This is a genomic window from Rhodococcoides kroppenstedtii, assembly GCF_900111805.1.
Classification (GTDB): domain Bacteria; phylum Actinomycetota; class Actinomycetes; order Mycobacteriales; family Mycobacteriaceae; genus Rhodococcoides; species Rhodococcoides kroppenstedtii.
On sequence record NZ_FOJN01000002.1, the window covers coordinates 375,634 to 394,892 of the forward strand.

Consider the following 19,259-nt stretch of genomic DNA (forward strand, 5'->3'; position numbering starts at 1 on the left):
CTGCGTGACCGGTGTCCCGAGCTCCGACGGTGCCCGGGTTCCTGTCGGAGGGGGCTGACATGATGGCCGGGTGACCGCAACCGACGCCGTGGAAGGACTCGACCCCGAGCAGTCGGCTGCCGTACTGGCCCCCCGCGGCCCCGTGTGCGTGCTCGCCGGCGCCGGAACGGGCAAGACTCGGACCATCACCCGCCGGATCGCCCATCTGGTGTCGGGTGGCCACGTCAAACCGAGCCAGGTGCTGGCGGTCACGTTCACCGCCCGCGCGGCCGGGGAGATGCGTGAGCGCCTGCGTCTGCTGGGCATCGCGAACGACGGCGGCCAGGTGCAGGCGCGGACGTTCCACGCTGCGGCCATGCGTCAGCTCAAGTACTTCTGGCCGCAGGTCGTGGGCACCACGGAGTGGCGGTTGCTCGACCGCAAGTTCGGCGTGGTCGGCCAGGCGGCGTCGGCCGCCGGAGCCTCGACCTCGACGGACAGCATCCGGGACCTCGCCGGGGAGATCGAGTGGGCCAAGGCCTCCCTGGTCGCCCCGCAGGACTACGCCGCCACGGTGGCGCGGTTGCGCCGGGACACGCCGACGGACGCGGACCGGGTGGCCGCGGTGTACGAGGGGTACGAGCAGCTCAAGAACCGGGATCCCGACGCCGTTCTGCTCGATTTCGACGATCTCCTGCTGCACACCGCGGCCGCGCTCGAGACCAGCCCGGCGGTGGCACAGGAGTTCCGCGAGCGCTACCGCTGCTTCGTGGTCGACGAATACCAGGACGTCACGCCGCTGCAGCAGCGCGTGCTCGATGCATGGGTGGGCGAGCGGGACGATCTCACGGTGGTCGGTGACGCGAACCAGACCATCTACTCCTTCACCGGGGCCACCCCGAAGTACCTCCTGGACTTCTCCCGTCGCTTCCCGGAGGCCACCGTGGTCCGGCTCGAGCGGGACTACCGCTCCACGCCCCAGGTTGTCGAACTGGCCAATCAGGTCATCGGGGCCGCGCGTGGCCGTATCGCCGGCACCCGCCTGCAACTGGTGGGTCAGCGTCCGACGGGGCCGGCGCCGACGTTCGTCGAATACGACGACGAGGTGTCGGAGGCCGCCGGTGTCGCGCGGACCGTGCAGCGCTTGATTCGTGACGGTGTGCGGCCGTCCGAGATCGCGGTGCTCTATCGCATCAACGCCCAGTCCGAGGCGCACGAGCAGGCGTTGACCGATCTCGAGATCCCGTACCAGGTGCGGGGAGGTGAGAGCTTCTTCCAGCGTGCGGACGTGCGCTCGGCCGTGACGGCCATTCGGTCCGCGGCGGCGCGTGACGACCTTCCGGAGGACGCGCGTCGGGGGCCGGGCATGGTGCGCTTCGTCGAGGCCGTGCTGGCCCCGCAGGGGCTGACGGCCACCGAGCCCACCGGCGCGCAGGCGCGCGAGAAGTGGGCGGCGCTGCGGGCGCTCGTCTCGTTGACGACCGATCTTCTCGAGCAGGTGCCGGAGTTGGACCTCGACGGCTTGCTCGCCGAGCTGCGCACGCGGGCCGAGGCGCGGCACCCACCGACCGTGGAGGGCGTGACCCTGGCGTCGCTGCACGCGGCGAAGGGGCTCGAGTGGGACGCCGTCTTCCTGGTGGGGTTGGTCGACGGGACCTTGCCGATCAGTCACGCTCTCGGGGACAGCTCGTCGGCGCCGGACGAGGCCGCGGTCGAGGAGGAGCGGCGTCTGCTGTACGTCGGGGTGACCCGGGCCCGTGTCCATATGGAGCTGTCGTGGGCTCTCGCACGCAACGAGGGTGGGCGCAAGTCCCGTCGCCGGTCGCGCTTCCTGGTCGACCTGGTGCCCGAGTCGTCGCCGGCCTCCCGCATCGCCGCGCCGGCGCCCACCCGTAAGCGGCCGGTCTGTCGGGTCTGCGGCTCGCCGGTGATCGGGACCGTGGCCACCATGCTGGGTCGGTGCGAGAAGTGTCCGTCGGACGTGGACGTTCCCCTGCTCGAAGCGCTACGGGAGTGGCGGTCGGCCACGTCGAAGACGTTGAAGGTGCCCGCGTACGTCGTGTTCAGTGACAACACCCTGACGGCCATCGCCGAGCAGCGTCCGCGCGACGACCGATCCCTCGTGGCCATCCCGGGCATCGGCGCGAAGAAGTTGGAGCGGTTCGGGGCCGACGTCCTCGCGATCGTCGGGGAGCGGGCGACCCGCTGATCGGTGCGGTCGGGGAGCGGGCGACCCGCTGACCGTCGTTTGCGCAGGTCGAAAAAGAGTTGTGCGGTTCCGCCGGCCCGTTTACTGTCGTTCTCGTCCCGATCGCATCCGGTCGTGACTCGGCTCCGGCCGGTCGTTCAGTCGTCCTCGAGGGAGGTGTTCCCGGTGGAGATTCGCACCGCATTCGCCATCACCGCGACGCGTCGCGGCGGGAACACCGCTGCCGCTGCCTACCGCGGCGGGAACACCGCCGTCGCACCCGTGGTGTCTCGCGTCGCACCCGTGGCACTGCTGCCGCGTGGCGCTCGTGAGCGCCGGGTAGCTCCGGAATCCGTGATGACAGGACCCCTGCGGGAGTCGTCCGCCTAGGACACCCGCCCTGCCTGCCGGCCACGGATTCGTACCCACGATCCGTGGCCTTCGTCGTTCGAGCCTGTCTCGGCGCCGTCGCGGATCATCCCTCATCTCGTGACGGACGTCCGAACAGGAGAACGACGTGACTCTCGCACTCGACACGACCCGCGCCGACCATGCGTACGAGGTCGATGCCGGGCCCGCGGCCACCGGCGGCCGCGCTTTACCGTGCCATCGCGGCGATCCCGACCTGTGGTTCGCCGAATCTCCGGCGGCGCTCGAGCGCGCCAAGGCCTTGTGCGCCGACTGCCCGGTGCGCGCCTGGTGTCTCGAGGCCGCTCTCGAGCGCGCCGAGCCGTGGGGCGTCTGGGGCGGTGAAATCTTCGAGCAGGGCGCCGTCATCGCACGGAAGCGCGGTCGGGGCCGGCCCCGCAAGAACCCGGTGGCAACCGGCGCGTGAGCGTCAGTCCGCGAACCCGGGCATCCACTCGGTGAGGATGGCCATGTACGGGGCGGAGGCATCGAGCTGGGCGCAGATGCCCACCGAGCCCATCAGGACGCGGAAGATCACCGCGTACTGCGGAGGAAGGTTCAGAGAGCGGGCCGTGCGGAACTGAGGACCGTTGAAGTCCGCCGCGCGGCCCGCCGTCTCCTGCATCCACTTCCGGGTGAAGTGGAAGGAGTCGGTCTTGATCGGATCGGTGAACGGACGGAGGTAGTCAGCGATCTCCTGGTCGGTCACGGTGTGGCCGGGCAGGACGAATCCGGTGTCGCGCATGAGCGCGTTCAACTCGTCGAACTCCTCGTCACGGGACAGTCGCACCATCCGTCCGAGTTCGGGCGGGAGGCCGTTCGGCAGGGACAGGCAGGCGCCGAAGTCGATGATGCCGAGACGGCCGTCGTCGAGGAGCTTGAAGTTGCCGGGGTGGGGATCGCCGTGCAGCCGACGCACCCGCTGCGCCGATTCGAAGTGAAAGCGCGCCAGGTTCTCCCCGGCGGTGTTGCGCTGTTCGGTGGTTCCGGAGGCGACGACCCTGGACAGAGCGGTGCCGTCCATCCACTCGGTGATCACGGCTTTGGGAGCACTGGCGACGACCCGAGGAACGGCGAAGCGAGGATCGCCGTCGTAGGTGGCGGCGAAGGCGCGCTGATTCTCGCCTTCGATGCGGTAGTCGAGTTCCTCCTCGGTACGGGCCGACATCTCGTCGAGCACCGCCCGCACGTCGGTTCCGGGGGCGAGCGTGCCGAGCAGGCCGACGAAACGCGACAGGGTCTTGAGGTCGGCGCGCAGGGCGTCGTCGGCACCGGGATACTGAATCTTCACCGCGACTGCCCGGCCGTCCGACCAGGTGGCCCGGTGCACCTGACCGATACTGGCCGACGCCACCGGCTCGTCGTCGAACTCGGTGACGCGGGATCGCCACGCGGTGCCCAACTGCTGATCCAGCACGCGATGCACCGTCTTGGCCGGCATGGGCGGGGCTTCCGCCTGCAGCTTGGTCAGCGCTTCCCGGTACGGACCGGCCATCTCCTCCGGAACCGCCGCCTCCATGACGCTGAGCGCCTGGCCCAGTTTCATGGCGCCGCCCTTGAGTTCGCCGAGCACGGCGAACATCTGCTCGGCGGCCTTGGCCGTCAACTCGGCATCGATCTCCGCACGGTTGCCTCCGGCGAGCTTGCGTCCGAAGCCGAGGGCGGCGCGGCCGGCCATGCCGAGCGGAATGCTGGCGAGCTTGGCGGTTCGGGCGGAGCTGCTGCGCGGAATGTCGGGCATACGATCCATCATTCCGGATCAGGCGGGGGCGTGCCCGGAGCAGGGGCAGACCGGGTGCCGCCGCCAGCGTCGTCGACGCACCGTACCGGCGGCGGTGTCGATCTCCTGACTGTGACCCATCTCGAGCGGCGAGGGTCGGGTGTGCGTCGTCCGCTGCGAGAACGGCAGGCGGTCGCCGAGAAAATCGTGAACTCGCCCCACGGCGAACGCGGCCGTCGCCGTGAGCGTCGTCGGCGAGGCGGAGGCGGCGTGGCCGCCCAGTTGGGCTGCGAGGAACGGCCACTCGCGGTCGAGGTCGCACCGGGTCAGTTCCACGCAGTGCAGGCACGCGGTACGGCCGGGGACGACGAACGGTCCCACCACGCCGACGCCGTCGCGGCAGCGCACCGGGAGATGAGGGATGCCGTCGTGCATCAGGTGCCGGACCACGTCGGGCGGTGTCACCACCGAGTCGGTGAGCACGACGGCGGCGAGGTCCGTCGGCAGCGGACGGGGGTAAGCAATCCGGTGATCGACGGCGGCGCCGCGGCGCAGGCTCGCGCACACGGCGTCGGCGAGGGGGCCGCGACCGACCACCAGCACTGCGGGGGGCGGGGGGGTCGGCACCCGGTGGGGGCTGCCGGTGCAGGAACCCGGCCTCGTCCAGCACTCGCACCACGGCGGACATGGCCGCCGAGTCGACTCCGCGTTCGGCGGCCCGCCACAGCACCTCGGGCAGAGACCGCTGCCCGTCGAGCAGCCTCAGTGCGCCGATCATCGTGGCCGCGTCCAGTCCCGGCGGCGGGGCGAGGATCATTCGGGTGTCGGGCGACCACCCGATCTGCACGCGCTCGTCGCGCCGCGCGAGCAGAACCAGATGCGGTGTCAGGCGCGGATGCCCCGCGACGATCGTCTCGACCATGGCGGGCACTGTTGCACACGGACAGCCGGCCGTGCCGTCGTCGGCGGCCGGTTGTCCACAGGCGACCTCACACCGGCGCGGGGCCGCTCTCCGGACCGTCGCGACGATCGTCGTCGTCCGAATCCTGCTCCGGCGCAGTCTCTTTCGCGCGCCGACGCTCGAACTCCTCGAGCTGGGCGATGGGATCGTCGAACGTGCCGGTGTCCCCGCCGACGATGCGGTCGACGAAGGCAGCGTCGTCGTCCAGATCGGCGGCGGACGGAAGCAGATCCGGGTGGGCCCACACGCCGTCCCGTCCCTCGATGCCGGCGCCATCGGTCAGGCGCCGCCAGAGCTCGGCCGCTTCGCGCACCTTGCGCGGTCGCAGCTCGAGCCCGACGAGGGTGGCGAAGGTCTGCTCGGCCGGGCCGCCCGACGCACGACGACGACGCATGGTCTCGGCGAGGGCCATCGCACCGGGGATACGTTCGCCCAGCGCGGCCGCCACCACCGTGTCCACCCACCCCTCGACGAGGGCCAGGAGCACCTCGAGGCGTTCGAGGGCTGCCTTCTGTTCCGGCGTCGTCTGCGGTTCGAACGTGCCCTGCTGCAGGATCTTCTCGAGCTGGGAGGGGTCGGTCAGGGCGGAGGGGTCGATACCGCGAGCAGCCTCCTCGATGGCACCGAAGTCCATGCGGATACCGCGGGCGTACTCCTCCACGGTGGCGAGTACTCGCTGACGCAACCACGGCACGTGCGAGTAGAGGCGATGGTGTGCCGCCTCGCGGGCGGCGAGGAAGACGAGGACCTCGCGCTCGGGCAGCTCGGTGCCCTCGGCGAACGCGGCCACCGCCTCGGGCAGAAGGGCGGCGGTGTCCGCCGGTCCGAGCGGAAGTCCGATGTCGGTGCTGGTGAGCACCTCCTTCGAGAGCTGACCGAGAGCCTGGCCCAGCTGCGAACCGAAGGCCATGCCGCCCATCGAGCCCAGCATTCCGATCATCGGGCCCATCATCTGCTGGGCCTCGGGCGGCAGTGCCGACGTCCACATCCCCGAGATCTGCTCCGCCACCGGGTCGCACAGGCGCTTCCAGGTGTCCAGGGTGCGATCGAGCCACTCCTGCGGCGTCCACGCCTCGGTCCGCGCGGCACCGGCCGGGAGGATCGTGGCCTCGTTCAGCCATTGTTCGGCGAGATGGGCGGAATCGCGGATCGCCGTGCGCGAGCCTTCGCGCACCGGCGCCGTCGTGCCCATCTGCTGACGCGCGAGCTTGGCGGCGAGGTCGTAGTTCACCGGTCCGCTCTGCGACCCGCCCTGGCCCATCCCGCTGAGCATCTGACCCATCTGCGTGAACATCTGCCCGAGAGCGGCGGGGTCGAAGCCCTGCGCGCCCCCGCCGAACGCCGCGAACGGATTCTCCCCACCTCCCGAGCCGCGCGAGGGGTCGCGGCGGGCGGCGTCGTCGCCGTCGTCGTCGGAGTTCGAGAATCCGAAGGGAGTGTTCGCCATGCCCCAACGGTACTGGCTCGACCTCGCTGCGGACCCGGCCTCGGCGTGCGCCGAGCGCGAACACCGCCTCGTCCGTCGAGTTCTCTAGGGTGGTTCCCGTGAATCGACGGATCGCGACGCTGCTGGTCGCACTGCTGCCCGTGGTGGTGCTCGGAGTGCTCGGGTCGACGGTCGTCGTCCCGTTCGCCGCGCTGGGTCCCGGTCCGACGTTCGACACCCTCGGGGACGTCGACGGCACACCGGTGGTCGACGTCGAGGATCCCACGGGTGCGACGGAGATCGACCGGCCGAGCGGGCACCTCAACATGACCACCGTGGCGGTGCGCGACGGCCTCACCGTCTTCGACGCCCTCGGCCTGTGGCTCACCGGACGGCAGGGGTTGGTTCCGCGCGATCAGGTCTACCCGCCGGACCGCAGCCGCGAGGAGGTCGAGCAGGCCAATCAGGCGGACTTCGCGCAGTCCGAGAACAGCGCCGAACTGGCCGCGCTGCGCTACCTCGATTTACCGACCGAGTTGACGATCGCCGAGGTCGGCGAGGACGTGCCGGCGGCGAGCGTGTTGCGCGACGGGGACCTCGTGACCGCGGTGAACGGCACGGCCGTCGAGACCCCCGAGGACGTGCGCAACGCCGTCGGTGCCCTCGCGCCGGGCGACGAGGTGACCATCGACGGGGTCCGTGAAGACGCTCCGTTCACACGCACGGTCACCGTCGGTCCGCGGCCGGACGACGGAGAGCGCGGCTATCTCGGCGTGACGCTCGCCGAGGAGCCCGACGTGCCGTTCGAGGTTCGGTTCAACCTGGCCGACGTCGGGGGACCGTCGGCCGGTCTGATGTTCACCCTCGCGGTGATCGACAAACTGTCTCCGGGTGACCTGAGCGGCGGGGCGTTCGTCGCCGGCACCGGGACCATCGACCCGGACGGCACCGTCGGACCCATCGGCGGCATCCCGTACAAGCTGGTCGCCGCCCGCGAGGCGGGCGCCACGACGTTCCTGGTGCCGACGGACAACTGTGCCGAGGCCGCCGCGAACGCGCCGGACGGACTGCGCCTCGTGCGGGTGACGGACGTGGGCGGCGCGGTCGACGCGCTCGACAGTCTCGCCGCGGGCGGCGACGCACCGAGCTGCTAGTCGCCTGCGCTGGTCTGGTCGGTCTTCGGGTCAGTCCTCGGGTTCGGCGTCGAGGGTGGCGTAGAGGGCCGCCACGACGTTCGGCGCGAGGTCGTCGTACGTCAACAGGTCACCGTCGGATCCGAAGCCGTCGTCGTCCTCGTCCTCGGGGCGAAGCTGCAGCAGCGCCAGCGACGGACCGTCGCGCAGGACCCCGACGATCAGCCGCGCGTCGCGTCGGCCGGGATGTTCCTCGGCCGCGACGCGGGCCGCGTGGTCGGCGGCGTCGCGATCCGACAGCAGGGGAGCGAGGGCGCTGTCGAGGTCGGCCTCCGCGTCGGGCGGCAGGACGACGATCTCCTCCACCAGCGCGCAGCCGGCGACCGACGACGGCCAGCTGGTGGTGCCCAGGAACTCGTCGAGAGCACGTGACCCACCCGCGACGTCCGCCGGCAGTCGGTCCTGCGCGATCGGGGTCAGCACCGCGCCGTCCTCGAGTTCGGCGAGCAGGCCCGGTTCGGCGGCCACCAGATCCTCCGTGGGGACCAACGCGAAGAGTTGCGGCCCCTGGTCCCAGCCGGAGGCCTCGACGAACGCCACCATCTCGCGCACGGCGCGTGCGAGCGCGGCCTCACCGGTCACGTCCCCGAAGTCGGTCACGATGTCTGCCTCTCGCTGGTCGCTCTGCCGGTCGTCCTGCGCGTCACGGCCGTCATTCTCGCACCGACCGGGTGTCGGCCGAGCCCCCCACCCGGCGAAGGCACGCTGTCCGTACAGTGGTCCGAAACGGACATGCGGTGTCGCTCGGTGGTGTCACGCTCGGTGGTGTCACGACCTGTGCTCGCGAAAGACCTTGGAGTGTGACACGTGGGCATGAGGCCCCCAACCGGCATGCCGTCTCTGTCGAGACGCGGTCGTACCCTGCTCGTCGTCGCGGTCGTGGTGGCCGTGCTGTTGCTCGTCGGTCCCCGGTTGGTGGACACGTACACGGACTGGCTGTGGTTCGGCGAGGTGGGCTTCCGCAACGTCTTCACGACGGTGTTGCTGACCCGCCTGATCACGTTCCTCGTGGTCGCGGTCCTCGTCGGCGGAATCGTGTTCGGCGCGTTGGCTTTCGCGTACCGGTCCCGTCCGGTGTTCGTTCCCACCGCGGGTCCGAACGACCCGATCGCCCGCTATCGCACGACCGTCATGGGGCGACTTCGCCTGTTCGGTGTCGGCGTTCCGGTGATCATCGGTGTGCTGAGCGGCCTGGTGGCGCAGGGCAACTGGATCACGGTGCAGATGTTCCTGCACGGCGGTTCCTTCGGGGTTCGCGATCCGCAGTTCGATCTGGACGTCGGCTTCTACGCCTTCGATCTTCCGTTCTATCGCTCGATTCTCAACTGGCTCTTCGTCGCCGTCGTGCTGGCGTTCTTCGCGGCACTGGTCACGCACTACATCTTCGGCGGCCTGCGCCTCAGCGGCCGCGAGGGTGCGCTCACCTCGTCCGCACGCGTGCAGCTGGCCGTGCTGGCCGGCACGTTCGTCGTGCTGAAGGCCGTGGCGTACTGGTTCGACCGCTACGCGCTGCTGTCGAGCAGCCGCAAGGAACCGACGTTCACCGGTCCGGGCTTCACCGACATCAACGCCGTGCTGCCGGCCAAGCTGATCCTGCTGGCGATCGCCGTCATCTGTGCGGGGGCGTTCTTCGCGGCCATCTTCCTGCGCGACCTGCGGATCCCCGCGCTCGCCACCGCGCTGCTCGTGCTGTCCTCGATCCTGGTCGGCGCCGTGTGGCCCCTGGTCGTCGAGCAGTTCTCCGTGCGACCCAACGCCGCGGACAAGGAGCGCTCGTACATCGAGCGGAACATCACCGCCACACGAGACGCCTACGGCATCACCGACGACACGGTGACCTACGAGGACTACCCGGGCGTCGGCACCGCGTCCCCGCGTGACGTCCCGGCGGATCAGACCACCATCGCCAACACCCGCCTGCTGGACCCGAACGTGCTCTCCCGCACCTTCACCCAGCAGCAGCAGCTCAAGAACTTCTACGGGTTCCCGTCCACGCTGGACGTCGACCGGTACGAGATCGACGGTCAGCTGCAGGACTACATCGTGGCCGCCCGTGAGCTCTCCCCGAGCAGCCTCACCGGCAACCAGACCGACTGGATCAACCGGCACACGGTCTACACCCACGGCAACGGCTTCGTCGCGGCCCCGGCCAACCGCGTCAACGCGGCGGTGCAGGACGCGACCAACGCCGAGTCCAATTCCAACTCGGGTTACCCGATCTACACGGTCAGCGACCTCGCGTCGCAGGCCGCGGGCGATCAGGTCATCCCGGTCGAGCAGCCGCGCATCTACTACGGCGAGGTCATCGCGTCGTCGAACCCCGACTACGCCATCGTCGGGGCGAACGAGGGCGAGGCTCGCGAGTACGACACCGACACCTCGCGCTACACCTACACCGGGTCGGGCGGCGTCGACATCGGCAACTGGTTCAATCGGTTGGCGTTCGCCGCCAAGTACACCGAGCGCAACATCTTGTTCTCCAGCGCCATCGGCGACGAGTCGAAGATCATCTTCAACCGCGACCCGCGTGAGCGCGTGCAGAAGGTCGCCCCGTGGCTGACTGCCGACGGCAACTCCTACCCGGCCGTGGTCGGCGGCAAGATCGTCTGGATCGTCGACGCGTACACCACGCTGGACCAGTACCCCTACGCGCAGCGCAGCTCGCTCGAGGGTCTGGTGCAGGACAGCATCGACGCCAACACCGGTCGCCTGCTGCCGCGCGAGGAGGTGTCCTACATCCGCAACTCGGTCAAGGCCACCGTCGACGCCTACGACGGGTCGGTGAACCTGTACCAGGTCGACCAGAACGATCCGGTGTTGAAGGCCTGGATGGCCGCGTTCCCGGGAGCGGTGCAGCCGGAGGAGAACATCACCGACGAACTGCGCCAGCACTTCCGGTACCCGGAGGACCTGTTCAAGGTGCAGCGCGAGATGCTCGCGAAGTACCACGTGAACGATCCCGGCGAGTTCTTCACCAACAACGCCTTCTGGTCGGTGCCGAGCGACCCGACGGTCGAGGGCGGCACCAACCTGAACCAGCCGCCGTACTACGTCCTGATCGGCGACCCGGACACCGGGCAGCCGTCGTTCCGCCTGACGAGTGCGATGGTGGGCTTCAACCGTGAGTTGCTGTCCGCGTACATCTCGGTGCGGTCGGACCCGGAGAACTACGGCAAGTTCACGGTGTTGCAGTTGCCGACGGACACGCAGACCCAGGGTCCGCAGCAGGCGCAGAACTCCATGACGTCGGACACCCGTGTGGCGTCGGACCGGACACTGCTCCAGCAGTCCAACCGTATCCAGTACGGCAACCTGTTGACGCTGCCGATCGCGCAGGGCGGCATTCTCTACGTCGAGCCGCTCTACACCGAACGCAACACGGCGAACGCGGCCACCTTCCCGCAGCTGTCGCGTGTGCTGGTGAGCTACCGCGAGCCGGGTGCGGGGGGAGGCGTGCGCGTCGGGTATGCCGCGACGTTGGCCGAGGCGCTGGACCAGGTCTTCGGGGCCGGAACCGGCAACGTGGCCACGGCACCGGGCGGCGACGCCGCCACCCCGCAGGCCGAGGAGGAAGCGAACACGCCGAGCACGGGAACGCCGGGTACGGCCACGCCGGCCGAGGGTGAGGCCACCCCGGCTCCGTCCACGCCGGCGCCGTCCACACCGGCACCGGCCGACCGGAACGCGGCGGTGAGCAATCTGAACTCGGCGCTCGCGGCCGTGCGGACGGCGCAGCAGTCGGGTGACTTTGCCCAGTTGGGTCAGGCGTTCGACAACCTCCAGCGAGCGATCGACGAGTACAACCGCGTGGGCGGCTGACACCGGCCCTCGTGTCCACGCAACAGAACGGCCGCACCCCGAGGGGGTACGGCCGTTCTGCTGTTGCGAGCGTCGTGAACCGGGTGTCAGCGACCCAGTCCGGCGAGCACCTCGGCGTTGGCGGCGACGAAGTCGCGGTACTGCTGGCCGACGCCGTACTGGTCGGCCACGGCAGCGCCCTGGTCGATGTACTGCTGAGCCGGCGCGGGTGCGGCGGCGGGAGCCGGAGCCGGAGCGGGCGCCTCGGCGGGCACCTCGGACGGCGCGGACGAGCCCTGGGTCAGGTACTGACCGCAGACCGGCCAGGCGCCGACGCCCTGGGTGGCCAGCACGTTCTCGGCGACGCGGATCTGCTCGGCCTTCGACGCGTTGGACGCGATGCCCGAGCCACCGTTGGCCTCCCAGGTGCTCTGGGAGAACTGCAGGCCGCCGTAGTAGCCGTTGCCGGTGTTGATCGCCCAGTTGCCACCGCTCTCGCACTGTGCGACGCCGTCCCAGTTGTGGGTCGGTGCGGCGCCTGCGGTTCCGGTGGCGAGTCCGAGCGGGATCGCGACGGTGGCGCCGGCGACTGCGGCGTATCCGAGGGCGCGGGTGGTGAAGTTTCGTGCAGTGGTCATACGGGGTGAATCCTCTCGGCGCTGTCGGACACGCGAGAACCGTGACGGTGTCTCGGGTCCCTGCCCCCGTGGCATATCGGGTCTCCGACCCGCGGGGCAGTGGGAAATCCAGCGGCGGGTCGGCCTGGCCCTCGTTGTGGGCCGCGAGCGACGGTAACGGAGTGATCACGGGGTCGTCACGTCGGCGTGACCCATCCGGGTGGCACCCCGCGCCGAGGTCCGATCGGCGTCGATGCGACGTCCGTGCAGGTGATCGGGGCGATCGCCGGGTCTGCGCCGCCGGAACGGGCACGGCGTTCCGTGAGCGGGATCACCGCCTCGGCGAGACGTGGATCACCCTCGGGGAGCAACGATTTCGGCCGCCGGCCAGGCACTTTCGGCGGTCGGGCAGGCGATTTGCAATCCGGCGATGCCGTCCGGTAACTTCGTGTTCAGCAAGAACGCAGTACCGCTTGCAGCCGCAGACGGAGCCGAGAGGTTCCCGACGTCGACGCGGGGTGGAGCAGCTCGGTAGCTCGCTGGGCTCATAACCCAGAGGTCGCAGGTTCAAATCCTGTCCCCGCTACCACGTGCGAAAGCCGGCATCCGAAAGGGTGCCGGCTTTCGTCGTTCCCGGGGTCGGTGTGGCGGGCTCTTCTTTCAGCGGACTCTGTGAACCTATTCCCGCTGCTACTCCACGCGTTCGCGGACGGTGCACTGTCCGTGAACGCGTGCAGCGTCAGCGGGAACGGTCTACCGACCCGCCGGCGGGAGCCGGTCTCAGGCCGGCTCGCGCAGAACGCCGATGTGACGGACGGTGCCGGACACCCCGGGGAGCTCCCGGGGTTCGGTCCACGTCCGCAGCCCGTCGCCGCTGTCCGAGTACAGGTAGCGCCCCTCGGTGTAGGCGTCCAGATAGAGTCGCCACGCGCCGTCGGGCAGCTGGACGACGGCGGGCCCCTCGCGCAGGGCGCCCCAATCACCCGGCGGCAGTGGACGATACGGGCCGACCAAGGTGGGTGAGGCCAGATGCTCGATGGTTTTCTTCGTCTCGTTCTTGGTGAACGCGTGGTACTCGGAACCTACCTTCACGACGGTGGTGTCGATCCGATCGGCGCCCAGACCCGCCATCGGCAGCGGGGCGCTCCAGGACGTCAGGGACTCGTTCTGCGCTGTCAGCAGATGCGGGACGAATCCTCCACCGGTGGACAACGACACGATGACGTGGACCGCATCACCGTCGACGAACCATTCGGGCGCCCAGGCCTTGGTGGTGTACGGGGACAGCGACGGCCCGTCGGAGGAGCCCGCCGATCCGAACAACGGGAGGTCGACGACTCCACGCCCATCACCGGTACCGGGCAGGAAGGCGCAGCACAACGGCAGAGCGTGATTCCCACCGAATGTCCACGTCAGTCGGTCCGGACTGGTGGCGAACCCGATGGTCGCGCCGTCGACCGTCGTGTAGGTGAGGTGGTAGAGGCCGTCGGTGTGTCGGATGATGCTCGGGTCTCGCACCACGCCGGACGGCGGACGGTAGGCCGATGTGCGCGCAGCGGTGAACGACGTTCCGTCCGACGACTCGTAGACGTCCAGGTCGCGGTCACTGGCGTTGCTGAACGCCACCATGGTGTACCGCCAGGTTTCCGGCTGCGCCGAGGCCGTCGTGGGCGAGGCGATCGTGCACGCGGCGACCATCAGGGCAGCGGCGGCAGCGCGACGACGCGGGCGGGGAGTCACAACTCGAACTCTGACAGACCGCGGAACCTCGTCGGCGGTCACCGGCGGTACCGATACCGGGTTGTGACAGGAGTGGGGTGTGTCGACCGGCCCTCACCCGACGCACCCGGCGGGAGCAGTGTGGTCAGTCCCGCAGATCGGGGTCCTCGGAGACCGACCCGGTGGTGGGAGCGTCGTTCTCGGTCACCTCGCCACCTGTCGCGGTCCGAGCGGCTGCAGTTCGATCCGCCGAGTCGCCGTCCTCGGCCTCGTCCAGATCGACCGCGTCCGCTCCTTCGAGGTGCGCCAGGTTGACCTCGGCCTCGGCGACGAACTCCTTCGTCTTCTCTTCGATCTTCTTCGCCCACTCGGCCATCGGGTGCCTCCTCGCGCGTGTTCGTCGCTCTGTCGAGCCGTGAGTACCCCGAACCGCGCCGTCGCTACCGATGCGAATCACCCTCGCACGCCGAACGGGCCCGACACCGGAGTGTCGGGCCCGTTCGGTGCTGTGTCAGCGAGACGTCACTTGAGCTGTGCGGAACTCAATCCCAGGACGCGGCGCGCCACGATCAGCTGCTGGATCTGCTGGGTGCCCTCGAAGATGTCGAGAATCTTGGAGTCACGCGCCCACTTCTCGAGCAGGAGATGCTGCGAGTAGCCGAGGGTACCGGCGAGCTCGACGGCCTTGAGCGTGATGTCGGAGGCGCTGCGTCCGGCCTTGGCCTTGGACATGGAGGCCTGAAGACTGTTGGGCTCCTTGTTGTCCGCCATCCACGCTGCGCGCAGGGCGAGCAGATACGCCGCCTCCCAATCGGATTCGAGGCGGATGTACTCGGCCGCCGGAGCCGACAGGCTGTACGTCGGTGCGTCGTAGTCGATTTCGACACCGGCCTCGGTGAGGATGCTGCGCAGCTCCTCGAGCGCGGCGCGGGCGACGCCGATGGCCATGCCGGCCACCAGGGGGCGAGTGTTGTCGAACGTCTGCATGACGCCCGCGAAACCCTTGTCGGTGTCGACGTCCGGCGATCCCAGCAGGTTGTCCTTGGGGATGCGGCAATTGTCGAGCAGGAGCGCAGCGGTGTCGGACGCCTTGATGCCGAGCTTGTGCTCGAGACGGGCGACCGAGAGGCCCGGTGCGTCCCGCGGGACGACGAACGACTTGATGGCCGCGCGGCCCTTGCTCTTGTCCACGGTGGCCCACACGACGATGTGGGTGGAGCGCTCACCGGCGGTGACGTAAATCTTCTCGCCGTTGAGCACCCACTCGTCGCCGTCGAGAACGGCGGTGGTGCTGACGGCCGCGGAGTCGGACCCGAAGCTGGGCTCGGTGATGGCCATCGAGGCCCACACCTTGCCGAAGCGCTCGAGCTGCTCGTCGGTGGCGACCGCGGCGATGGCCGAGTTGCCGAGGCCCTGGTAGGGCACCGACAGCGTGAGACCGACGTCGCCCCAGCAGGTTTCGATGACGTTGACCAGCGCGGCCATGTTGCCGCCGTTGGCGTTGGCGGTCTTGCTGGGCTTGGGCTCGCCGGATTCACGGCCGCCCTTGGCGCCGCCGACCTCGTTGCCGGCGTCGGACATGCCCTCGATCATCGCGGCCATGGTGTCGAGTTCGACCGGGTAGGCGTGCTCGGCGAGGTCGTACTTGCGCGAGACCGGACGCATGATCTCGGCCGCGACCTGGTGAGCCTGGTTGGCCCCCGCCCGGAGCTTGCGAGGGAGTTCGAGATTGATCATGAGAGTTCCTTCGGAAGTGGGTGGGGAATCAGATCAGGACGACGCCCTCGGCGACACCGACGGCACGCAGGTCGCGGTACCACCGCTCGACCGGGTGCTCCTTGGTGAAACCGTGGCCGCCGAGGAGCTGGACACCGTCGAGACCGATCTGCATGCCCTTCTCGGTGGCGAAGCGGCGGGCGAGGGCGGCCTCGCGGGCGAAGGAGAGGCCCTGCTCGGCGCGAGAGGCACCGCGCTGAACGATCAGGCGCAGCCCGTCGAGCTCGATCGCGATGTTGGCGACCATGAAGGCGACCGCCTGGCGGTGGCTGATCGGCTCGCCGAACGCGGTGCGGTCGTTGACGTAGGGCACCACGTAGTCCAGCACGGCCTTCGAGGTGCCGGCGGCGAGTGCGGCCCACCCGAGGCGGGACAGCCGGATCGCGTCGGTGTAGTCGGCGACGCGGGTGGCGGCGTCGGCCTCGCCGAGGAGGTTGCCCTCCGGCACGGCGACGTCGTCGAGGTGCAACCGACCGAGGCCGGCGGCGCGCAGACCCATGCTCGGATCGGCCTCGACCACGAGGCCCTGGCTGTCGGACTCGACGATGAACAGGGCGGGCTTGCCGTCGAGCTCGGCCGCCACGACGAACAACTCGGCCGAGGCGGCCGCAGGCACGAGGCTCTTGATGCCCGTGAGCTTGTAGCCGCTGGGGGAGCGCACGGCCTTGGTCTGCAACGCGAACGGATCGAACAGCGCGCGCGGCTCGGTCACCACGAGGGCGGCGCCCGGAACCTTCTCGCCGCTGAACGCGGGCAGGTAGGTCTTCTGCTGCGCGTCCGACCCGTACTGGGTGAGCGCGACCGCGACACCGCTGGGCGCGAGGATCGGCAGGGCCAGGCCCATGTCGCCGTACCCGAGGGCCTCCGCGACCAGCGCATTGGTGACGGCGCTGCGCTCGGTGGCCACACCGTCGAGCGACTCGGGAACGTTGATCATGGTGACGCCGAGCTCGGCGGCGCGGGCCACCAGATCATCGGGCGATGCGGCGGCCTCGTCCGCGTCGTGCGCGGCGGGGCGCATGATCTCCTCGGCGAACTCGAGGACGGTCTCGACGATCATCTTCTGCTCGTCGTCCGGCGTGAGGTCGAAGTAGTCCGAGCCCTTGGTGCTCGAGTCGCTCAGTCGCGCGGGATCGCTGCCGCCGGAGACCTTGCCGAAGGCGCGCGTGGCGGCGCCGAGGGTCTTGAATCCGGTCTTGGTGCTCTCGTACGTCACGCGGTCGACGGTCTGGCGCAGGTTGTACTTCTCGGCCAGCTCGGACCCGGTCAGCTTGGTGAGGACCCGCATCGCGGTGCCGATGGCATCACGCTTGATCGGATTCAGGCCGGGGGCGGACGTGTCGCGCACCGGGCGCTTGGCTCCCGTGCCGGCGGTAGGGGCGGTGCCGTTCTTCGTCATGATCACCAGCTGTTTCTCGGTGTTCGGTCGGGGACGCCCCGATCTTACTCGGCGGTAAGTTGGGTTGTCTACCACGCGGTAAGTTACCGCGAGTCACAACGGGCGTTGTGTGCCCCGAGCCGGTCGCAGCGCGCCCAGCACGTGATCGTGCAGTAGCCCGTTGGTGGCGACCGCGCTGCCCGCGTGCGGACCCGGCGTGCCGTCGAGCCCGCCGAAGCGGCCCCCGGCCTCCCGCACCAGGATGTCGAGCGGGGCCAGGTCCCACAGCGACACCTCGGGTTCGACGGCGATGTCGACGGCGCCCTCCGCCACGAAGCAATAGGAGAGGAAGTCGCCGTACCCCCGCACGCGCCAGACCTCGTCGGTGAGATCGAGGAAGGACTCCCGTAGTCCGGCGTCCTTCCATCCGGACAGCGACGAGAAGCCCAGGCTGGCCGACCCGGGCGACCGGACCGTCGAGACGGACAGCCGGCGCGGCTCGCCGCCGTCCACCGAGGCGAAGGCGCCGAGGCCGCTCGCGGCCCACCATCGCCGCCGTAGTGCCGGCGCACTCACCACGCCGACCACCGGGACGCCGTCGACCAACAGCGCGATCAGGGACGCCCAGATCGGCACGCCGCGCACGAAGCTCTTGGTTCCGTCGATCGGGTCGAGCACCCACTGTCGCCCGGAGAACGACGCGCGCCCGCCGAACTCCTCGCCGAGTACGTCGTCGCCGGGCCGCTCGGTCGACAGCACCTCGCGCAGGGCGGTTTCGGCGGCGAGGTCGGCGTCCGACACGGGCGTGAGATCGGGCTTGTCGTCGACCCGCAGATCCACGGCCAGGAAGCGCTCGGCGGTGATGGCGTCGGCGACGTCGGCGAGCTGCCGTGCCAGGAGGAGATCGTCGGGCGTGGTCTCGGGGGAGGACGGAGTCACGGGTCAGGACGCTACTGCGCTGGCGGTAACCTCGTCTGCGTGCATCCCGACGTAGCCGCTGACATCGCCGAACTCGACACGACCCTCAAGACGGTGGAATCGGTCCTCGACGTCGAGGAACTGCGCCGCCGGATCGACGAGCTCGAGCACCAGGCGGCGGACCCGGAGCTCTGGAACGACCAGGAGCACGCGCAGCAGGTCACCAGCACGCTCAGCCACGCCCAGGCGGAACTGCGCCGCGTGGAGGAGCTGCGGCAGCGGCTCGACGATCTGCCCGTGCTCTACGAACTCGCCGAGGCCGAGGAGGGTGCGGCCGCCGCCGAGGCGACGGCGGACGCGGACGCGGAGCGGCTGTCCCTCCACGGGGACATCGAGCAGCTCGAGGTGCGGACCCTGCTCTCGGGCGAGTACGACAAGCGCGACGCCCTGGTCAACATCCGCTCGGGGGCGGGCGGCATCGACGCGGCGGACTGGGCCGAGATGCTCATGCGGATGTACATCCGCTGGGCGGAGAAGCACGGGTACGGCGTCGAGGTCTACGACACCTCCTACGCCGAGGAGGCGGGGATCAAGAGCGCGACGTTCGCGGTCAAGGCGCCCTACAGCTACGGCACGCTGTCCATCGAGCAGGGCACGCACCGGCTGGTACGGATCAGCCCGTTCGACAACCAGGGCCGACGGCAGACGTCGTTCGCCGAGGTCGAGGTCCTTCCCGTGGTGGAGACCACCGACCACATCGACATCCCGGAGAACGACGTCCGCGTGGACGTCTACCGGTCGTCGGGACCCGGCGGCCAGTCGGTCAACACCACGGACTCGGCGGTGCGTCTGACGCACATCCCGACGGGCATCGTGGTGACCTGTCAGAACGAGAAGTCGCAGCTGCAGAACAAGGTGTCCGCCATGCGCGTGCTCCAGGCCAAGCTGCTCGAGGTCAAACGCAAGGAAGAACGCGCCGAGATGGACGCGCTCAAGGGCGACGGGGGTAGCTCGTGGGGAAATCAGATGCGGTCGTACGTGCTGCATCCGTACCAGATGGTCAAGGACCTGCGGACGGAGCACGAGGTCAACAATCCGTCGGCGGTGCTGGACGGTGACATCGACGGGTTCATCGAGTCCGGCATCCGGTGGCGGATGCGTGCCGACGGGGAGTAAGC

General features: G+C 69.7%; 16 protein-coding genes and 1 tRNA gene. 7 read left to right on the forward strand and 10 right to left on the reverse strand.

Annotated elements, in window-relative coordinates; genetic code table 11:
• Positions 1–88 precede the first annotated feature (88 nt).
• From BMZ18_RS03835 to BMZ18_RS03845, 3 genes are all read left to right on the forward strand, one after another.
• On the forward strand, positions 89–2,188 hold the full coding sequence (locus tag BMZ18_RS03835) for an ATP-dependent DNA helicase UvrD2 (RefSeq protein WP_068360225.1): 2,100 nt from the start codon (positions 89–91) through the stop codon (positions 2,186–2,188).
• A gap of 165 nt (positions 2,189–2,353) precedes the next feature.
• Positions 2,354–2,557 (forward strand): hypothetical protein, encoded by a 204-nt coding sequence (locus BMZ18_RS03840; protein ID WP_139203815.1) that lies wholly within the window; start codon positions 2,354–2,356, stop codon positions 2,555–2,557.
• 127 nt (positions 2,558–2,684) lie between these two features.
• The gene (locus BMZ18_RS03845; RefSeq protein ID WP_068101822.1) at positions 2,685–3,002 is read left to right on the forward strand and encodes a WhiB family transcriptional regulator; all 318 of its coding nucleotides are present in this window, start codon (positions 2,685–2,687) and stop codon (positions 3,000–3,002) included.
• Between the two features lie 3 nt (positions 3,003–3,005).
• Here BMZ18_RS03845 and BMZ18_RS03850 read toward each other — a convergent pair whose 3' ends face one another.
• The 3 genes from BMZ18_RS03850 to BMZ18_RS03860 all read right to left on the reverse strand — a co-directional run bounded on the left by BMZ18_RS03850 (position 3,006) and on the right by BMZ18_RS03860 (position 6,703).
• Complete coding sequence (locus BMZ18_RS03850; RefSeq protein WP_068360222.1) at positions 3,006–4,316, reverse strand: ABC1 kinase family protein; 1,311 nt, start codon at positions 4,314–4,316, stop codon at positions 3,006–3,008.
• Positions 4,317–4,334: 18 nt separating this feature from the next.
• Positions 4,335–4,922, reverse strand: a complete 588-nt coding sequence (locus tag BMZ18_RS19095) for a TOMM precursor leader peptide-binding protein (protein ID WP_139203818.1) — start codon at positions 4,920–4,922, stop codon at positions 4,335–4,337.
• A gap of 362 nt (positions 4,923–5,284) precedes the next feature.
• Entirely contained in the window at positions 5,285–6,703 is a 1,419-nt protein-coding gene (locus tag BMZ18_RS03860; protein ID WP_068365626.1) for a zinc-dependent metalloprotease, read from the reverse strand.
• A 98-nt stretch (positions 6,704–6,801) separates the two neighbouring features.
• Between BMZ18_RS03860 and BMZ18_RS03865 the strand changes: the two genes are divergently transcribed.
• Complete coding sequence (locus BMZ18_RS03865) at positions 6,802–7,836, forward strand: YlbL family protein (RefSeq protein WP_068365628.1); 1,035 nt, start codon at positions 6,802–6,804, stop codon at positions 7,834–7,836.
• Positions 7,837–7,866: 30 nt separating this feature from the next.
• Here the strand turns inward: BMZ18_RS03865 and BMZ18_RS03870 are convergent, their stop codons facing one another.
• Complete coding sequence (locus BMZ18_RS03870) at positions 7,867–8,475, reverse strand: PPA1309 family protein (RefSeq protein ID WP_068101816.1); 609 nt, start codon at positions 8,473–8,475, stop codon at positions 7,867–7,869.
• Between the two features lie 207 nt (positions 8,476–8,682).
• On the opposite strand from BMZ18_RS03870, the gene BMZ18_RS03875 reads away from it, so the two are divergent.
• The gene (locus tag BMZ18_RS03875; RefSeq protein ID WP_170851438.1) at positions 8,683–11,694 is read left to right on the forward strand and encodes a UPF0182 family protein; all 3,012 of its coding nucleotides are present in this window, start codon (positions 8,683–8,685) and stop codon (positions 11,692–11,694) included.
• Between the two features lie 86 nt (positions 11,695–11,780).
• On the opposite strand, the gene BMZ18_RS03880 is transcribed toward BMZ18_RS03875, so the two are convergent.
• The gene (locus tag BMZ18_RS03880) at positions 11,781–12,311 is read right to left on the reverse strand and encodes a transglycosylase family protein (RefSeq protein ID WP_068365624.1); all 531 of its coding nucleotides are present in this window, start codon (positions 12,309–12,311) and stop codon (positions 11,781–11,783) included.
• A gap of 491 nt (positions 12,312–12,802) precedes the next feature.
• Between BMZ18_RS03880 and BMZ18_RS03885 the strand changes: the two genes are divergently transcribed.
• Positions 12,803–12,879, forward strand: a tRNA-Met gene (locus BMZ18_RS03885).
• Positions 12,880–13,070: 191 nt separating this feature from the next.
• Here BMZ18_RS03885 and BMZ18_RS03890 read toward each other — a convergent pair.
• The 5 genes from BMZ18_RS03890 to BMZ18_RS03910 form a co-directional block, all read right to left on the reverse strand.
• Positions 13,071–13,988 (reverse strand): glycoside hydrolase family protein, encoded by a 918-nt coding sequence (locus tag BMZ18_RS03890; RefSeq protein WP_074921781.1) that lies wholly within the window; start codon positions 13,986–13,988, stop codon positions 13,071–13,073.
• Positions 13,989–14,154: 166 nt separating this feature from the next.
• Entirely contained in the window at positions 14,155–14,385 is a 231-nt protein-coding gene (locus BMZ18_RS03895) for a hypothetical protein (RefSeq protein WP_068365622.1), read from the reverse strand.
• Between the two features lie 146 nt (positions 14,386–14,531).
• The gene (locus BMZ18_RS03900) at positions 14,532–15,746 is read right to left on the reverse strand and encodes an acyl-CoA dehydrogenase family protein (RefSeq protein ID WP_068101805.1); all 1,215 of its coding nucleotides are present in this window, start codon (positions 15,744–15,746) and stop codon (positions 14,532–14,534) included.
• A gap of 28 nt (positions 15,747–15,774) precedes the next feature.
• The gene (locus tag BMZ18_RS03905; RefSeq protein WP_139203822.1) at positions 15,775–17,184 is read right to left on the reverse strand and encodes an acyl-CoA dehydrogenase family protein; all 1,410 of its coding nucleotides are present in this window, start codon (positions 17,182–17,184) and stop codon (positions 15,775–15,777) included.
• 93 nt (positions 17,185–17,277) lie between these two features.
• Positions 17,278–18,102 (reverse strand): inositol monophosphatase family protein, encoded by an 825-nt coding sequence (locus BMZ18_RS03910; RefSeq protein WP_068365620.1) that lies wholly within the window; start codon positions 18,100–18,102, stop codon positions 17,278–17,280.
• 39 nt (positions 18,103–18,141) lie between these two features.
• Here BMZ18_RS03910 and prfB point away from each other — a divergent pair, with 39 nt between their 5' ends.
• Positions 18,142–19,257: a peptide chain release factor 2 gene (gene prfB / locus BMZ18_RS03915; RefSeq protein ID WP_068101796.1), complete on the forward strand. Its 1,116-nt coding sequence runs from the start codon at positions 18,142–18,144 to the stop codon at positions 19,255–19,257.
• Positions 19,258–19,259: the final 2 nt, after the last annotated feature.

Coding starts and splice junctions, on each gene's coding strand:
- BMZ18_RS03850 (WP_068360222.1), bottom strand. CDS start 4,316: ATGCCCGACATTCCGCGCAGCAGCTCCGCCCGAACCGCCAAGCTCGCC.
- BMZ18_RS03860 (WP_068365626.1), bottom strand. CDS start 6,703: ATGGCGAACACTCCCTTCGGATTCTCGAACTCCGACGACGACGGCGAC.
- BMZ18_RS03880 (WP_068365624.1), bottom strand. CDS start 12,311: ATGACCACTGCACGAAACTTCACCACCCGCGCCCTCGGATACGCCGCA.
- BMZ18_RS03890 (WP_074921781.1), bottom strand. CDS start 13,988: ATGGTCGCCGCGTGCACGATCGCCTCGCCCACGACGGCCTCGGCGCAG.
- BMZ18_RS03895 (WP_068365622.1), bottom strand. CDS start 14,385: ATGGCCGAGTGGGCGAAGAAGATCGAAGAGAAGACGAAGGAGTTCGTC.
- BMZ18_RS03900 (WP_068101805.1), bottom strand. CDS start 15,746: ATGATCAATCTCGAACTCCCTCGCAAGCTCCGGGCGGGGGCCAACCAG.
- BMZ18_RS03905 (WP_139203822.1), bottom strand. CDS start 17,184: ATGACGAAGAACGGCACCGCCCCTACCGCCGGCACGGGAGCCAAGCGC.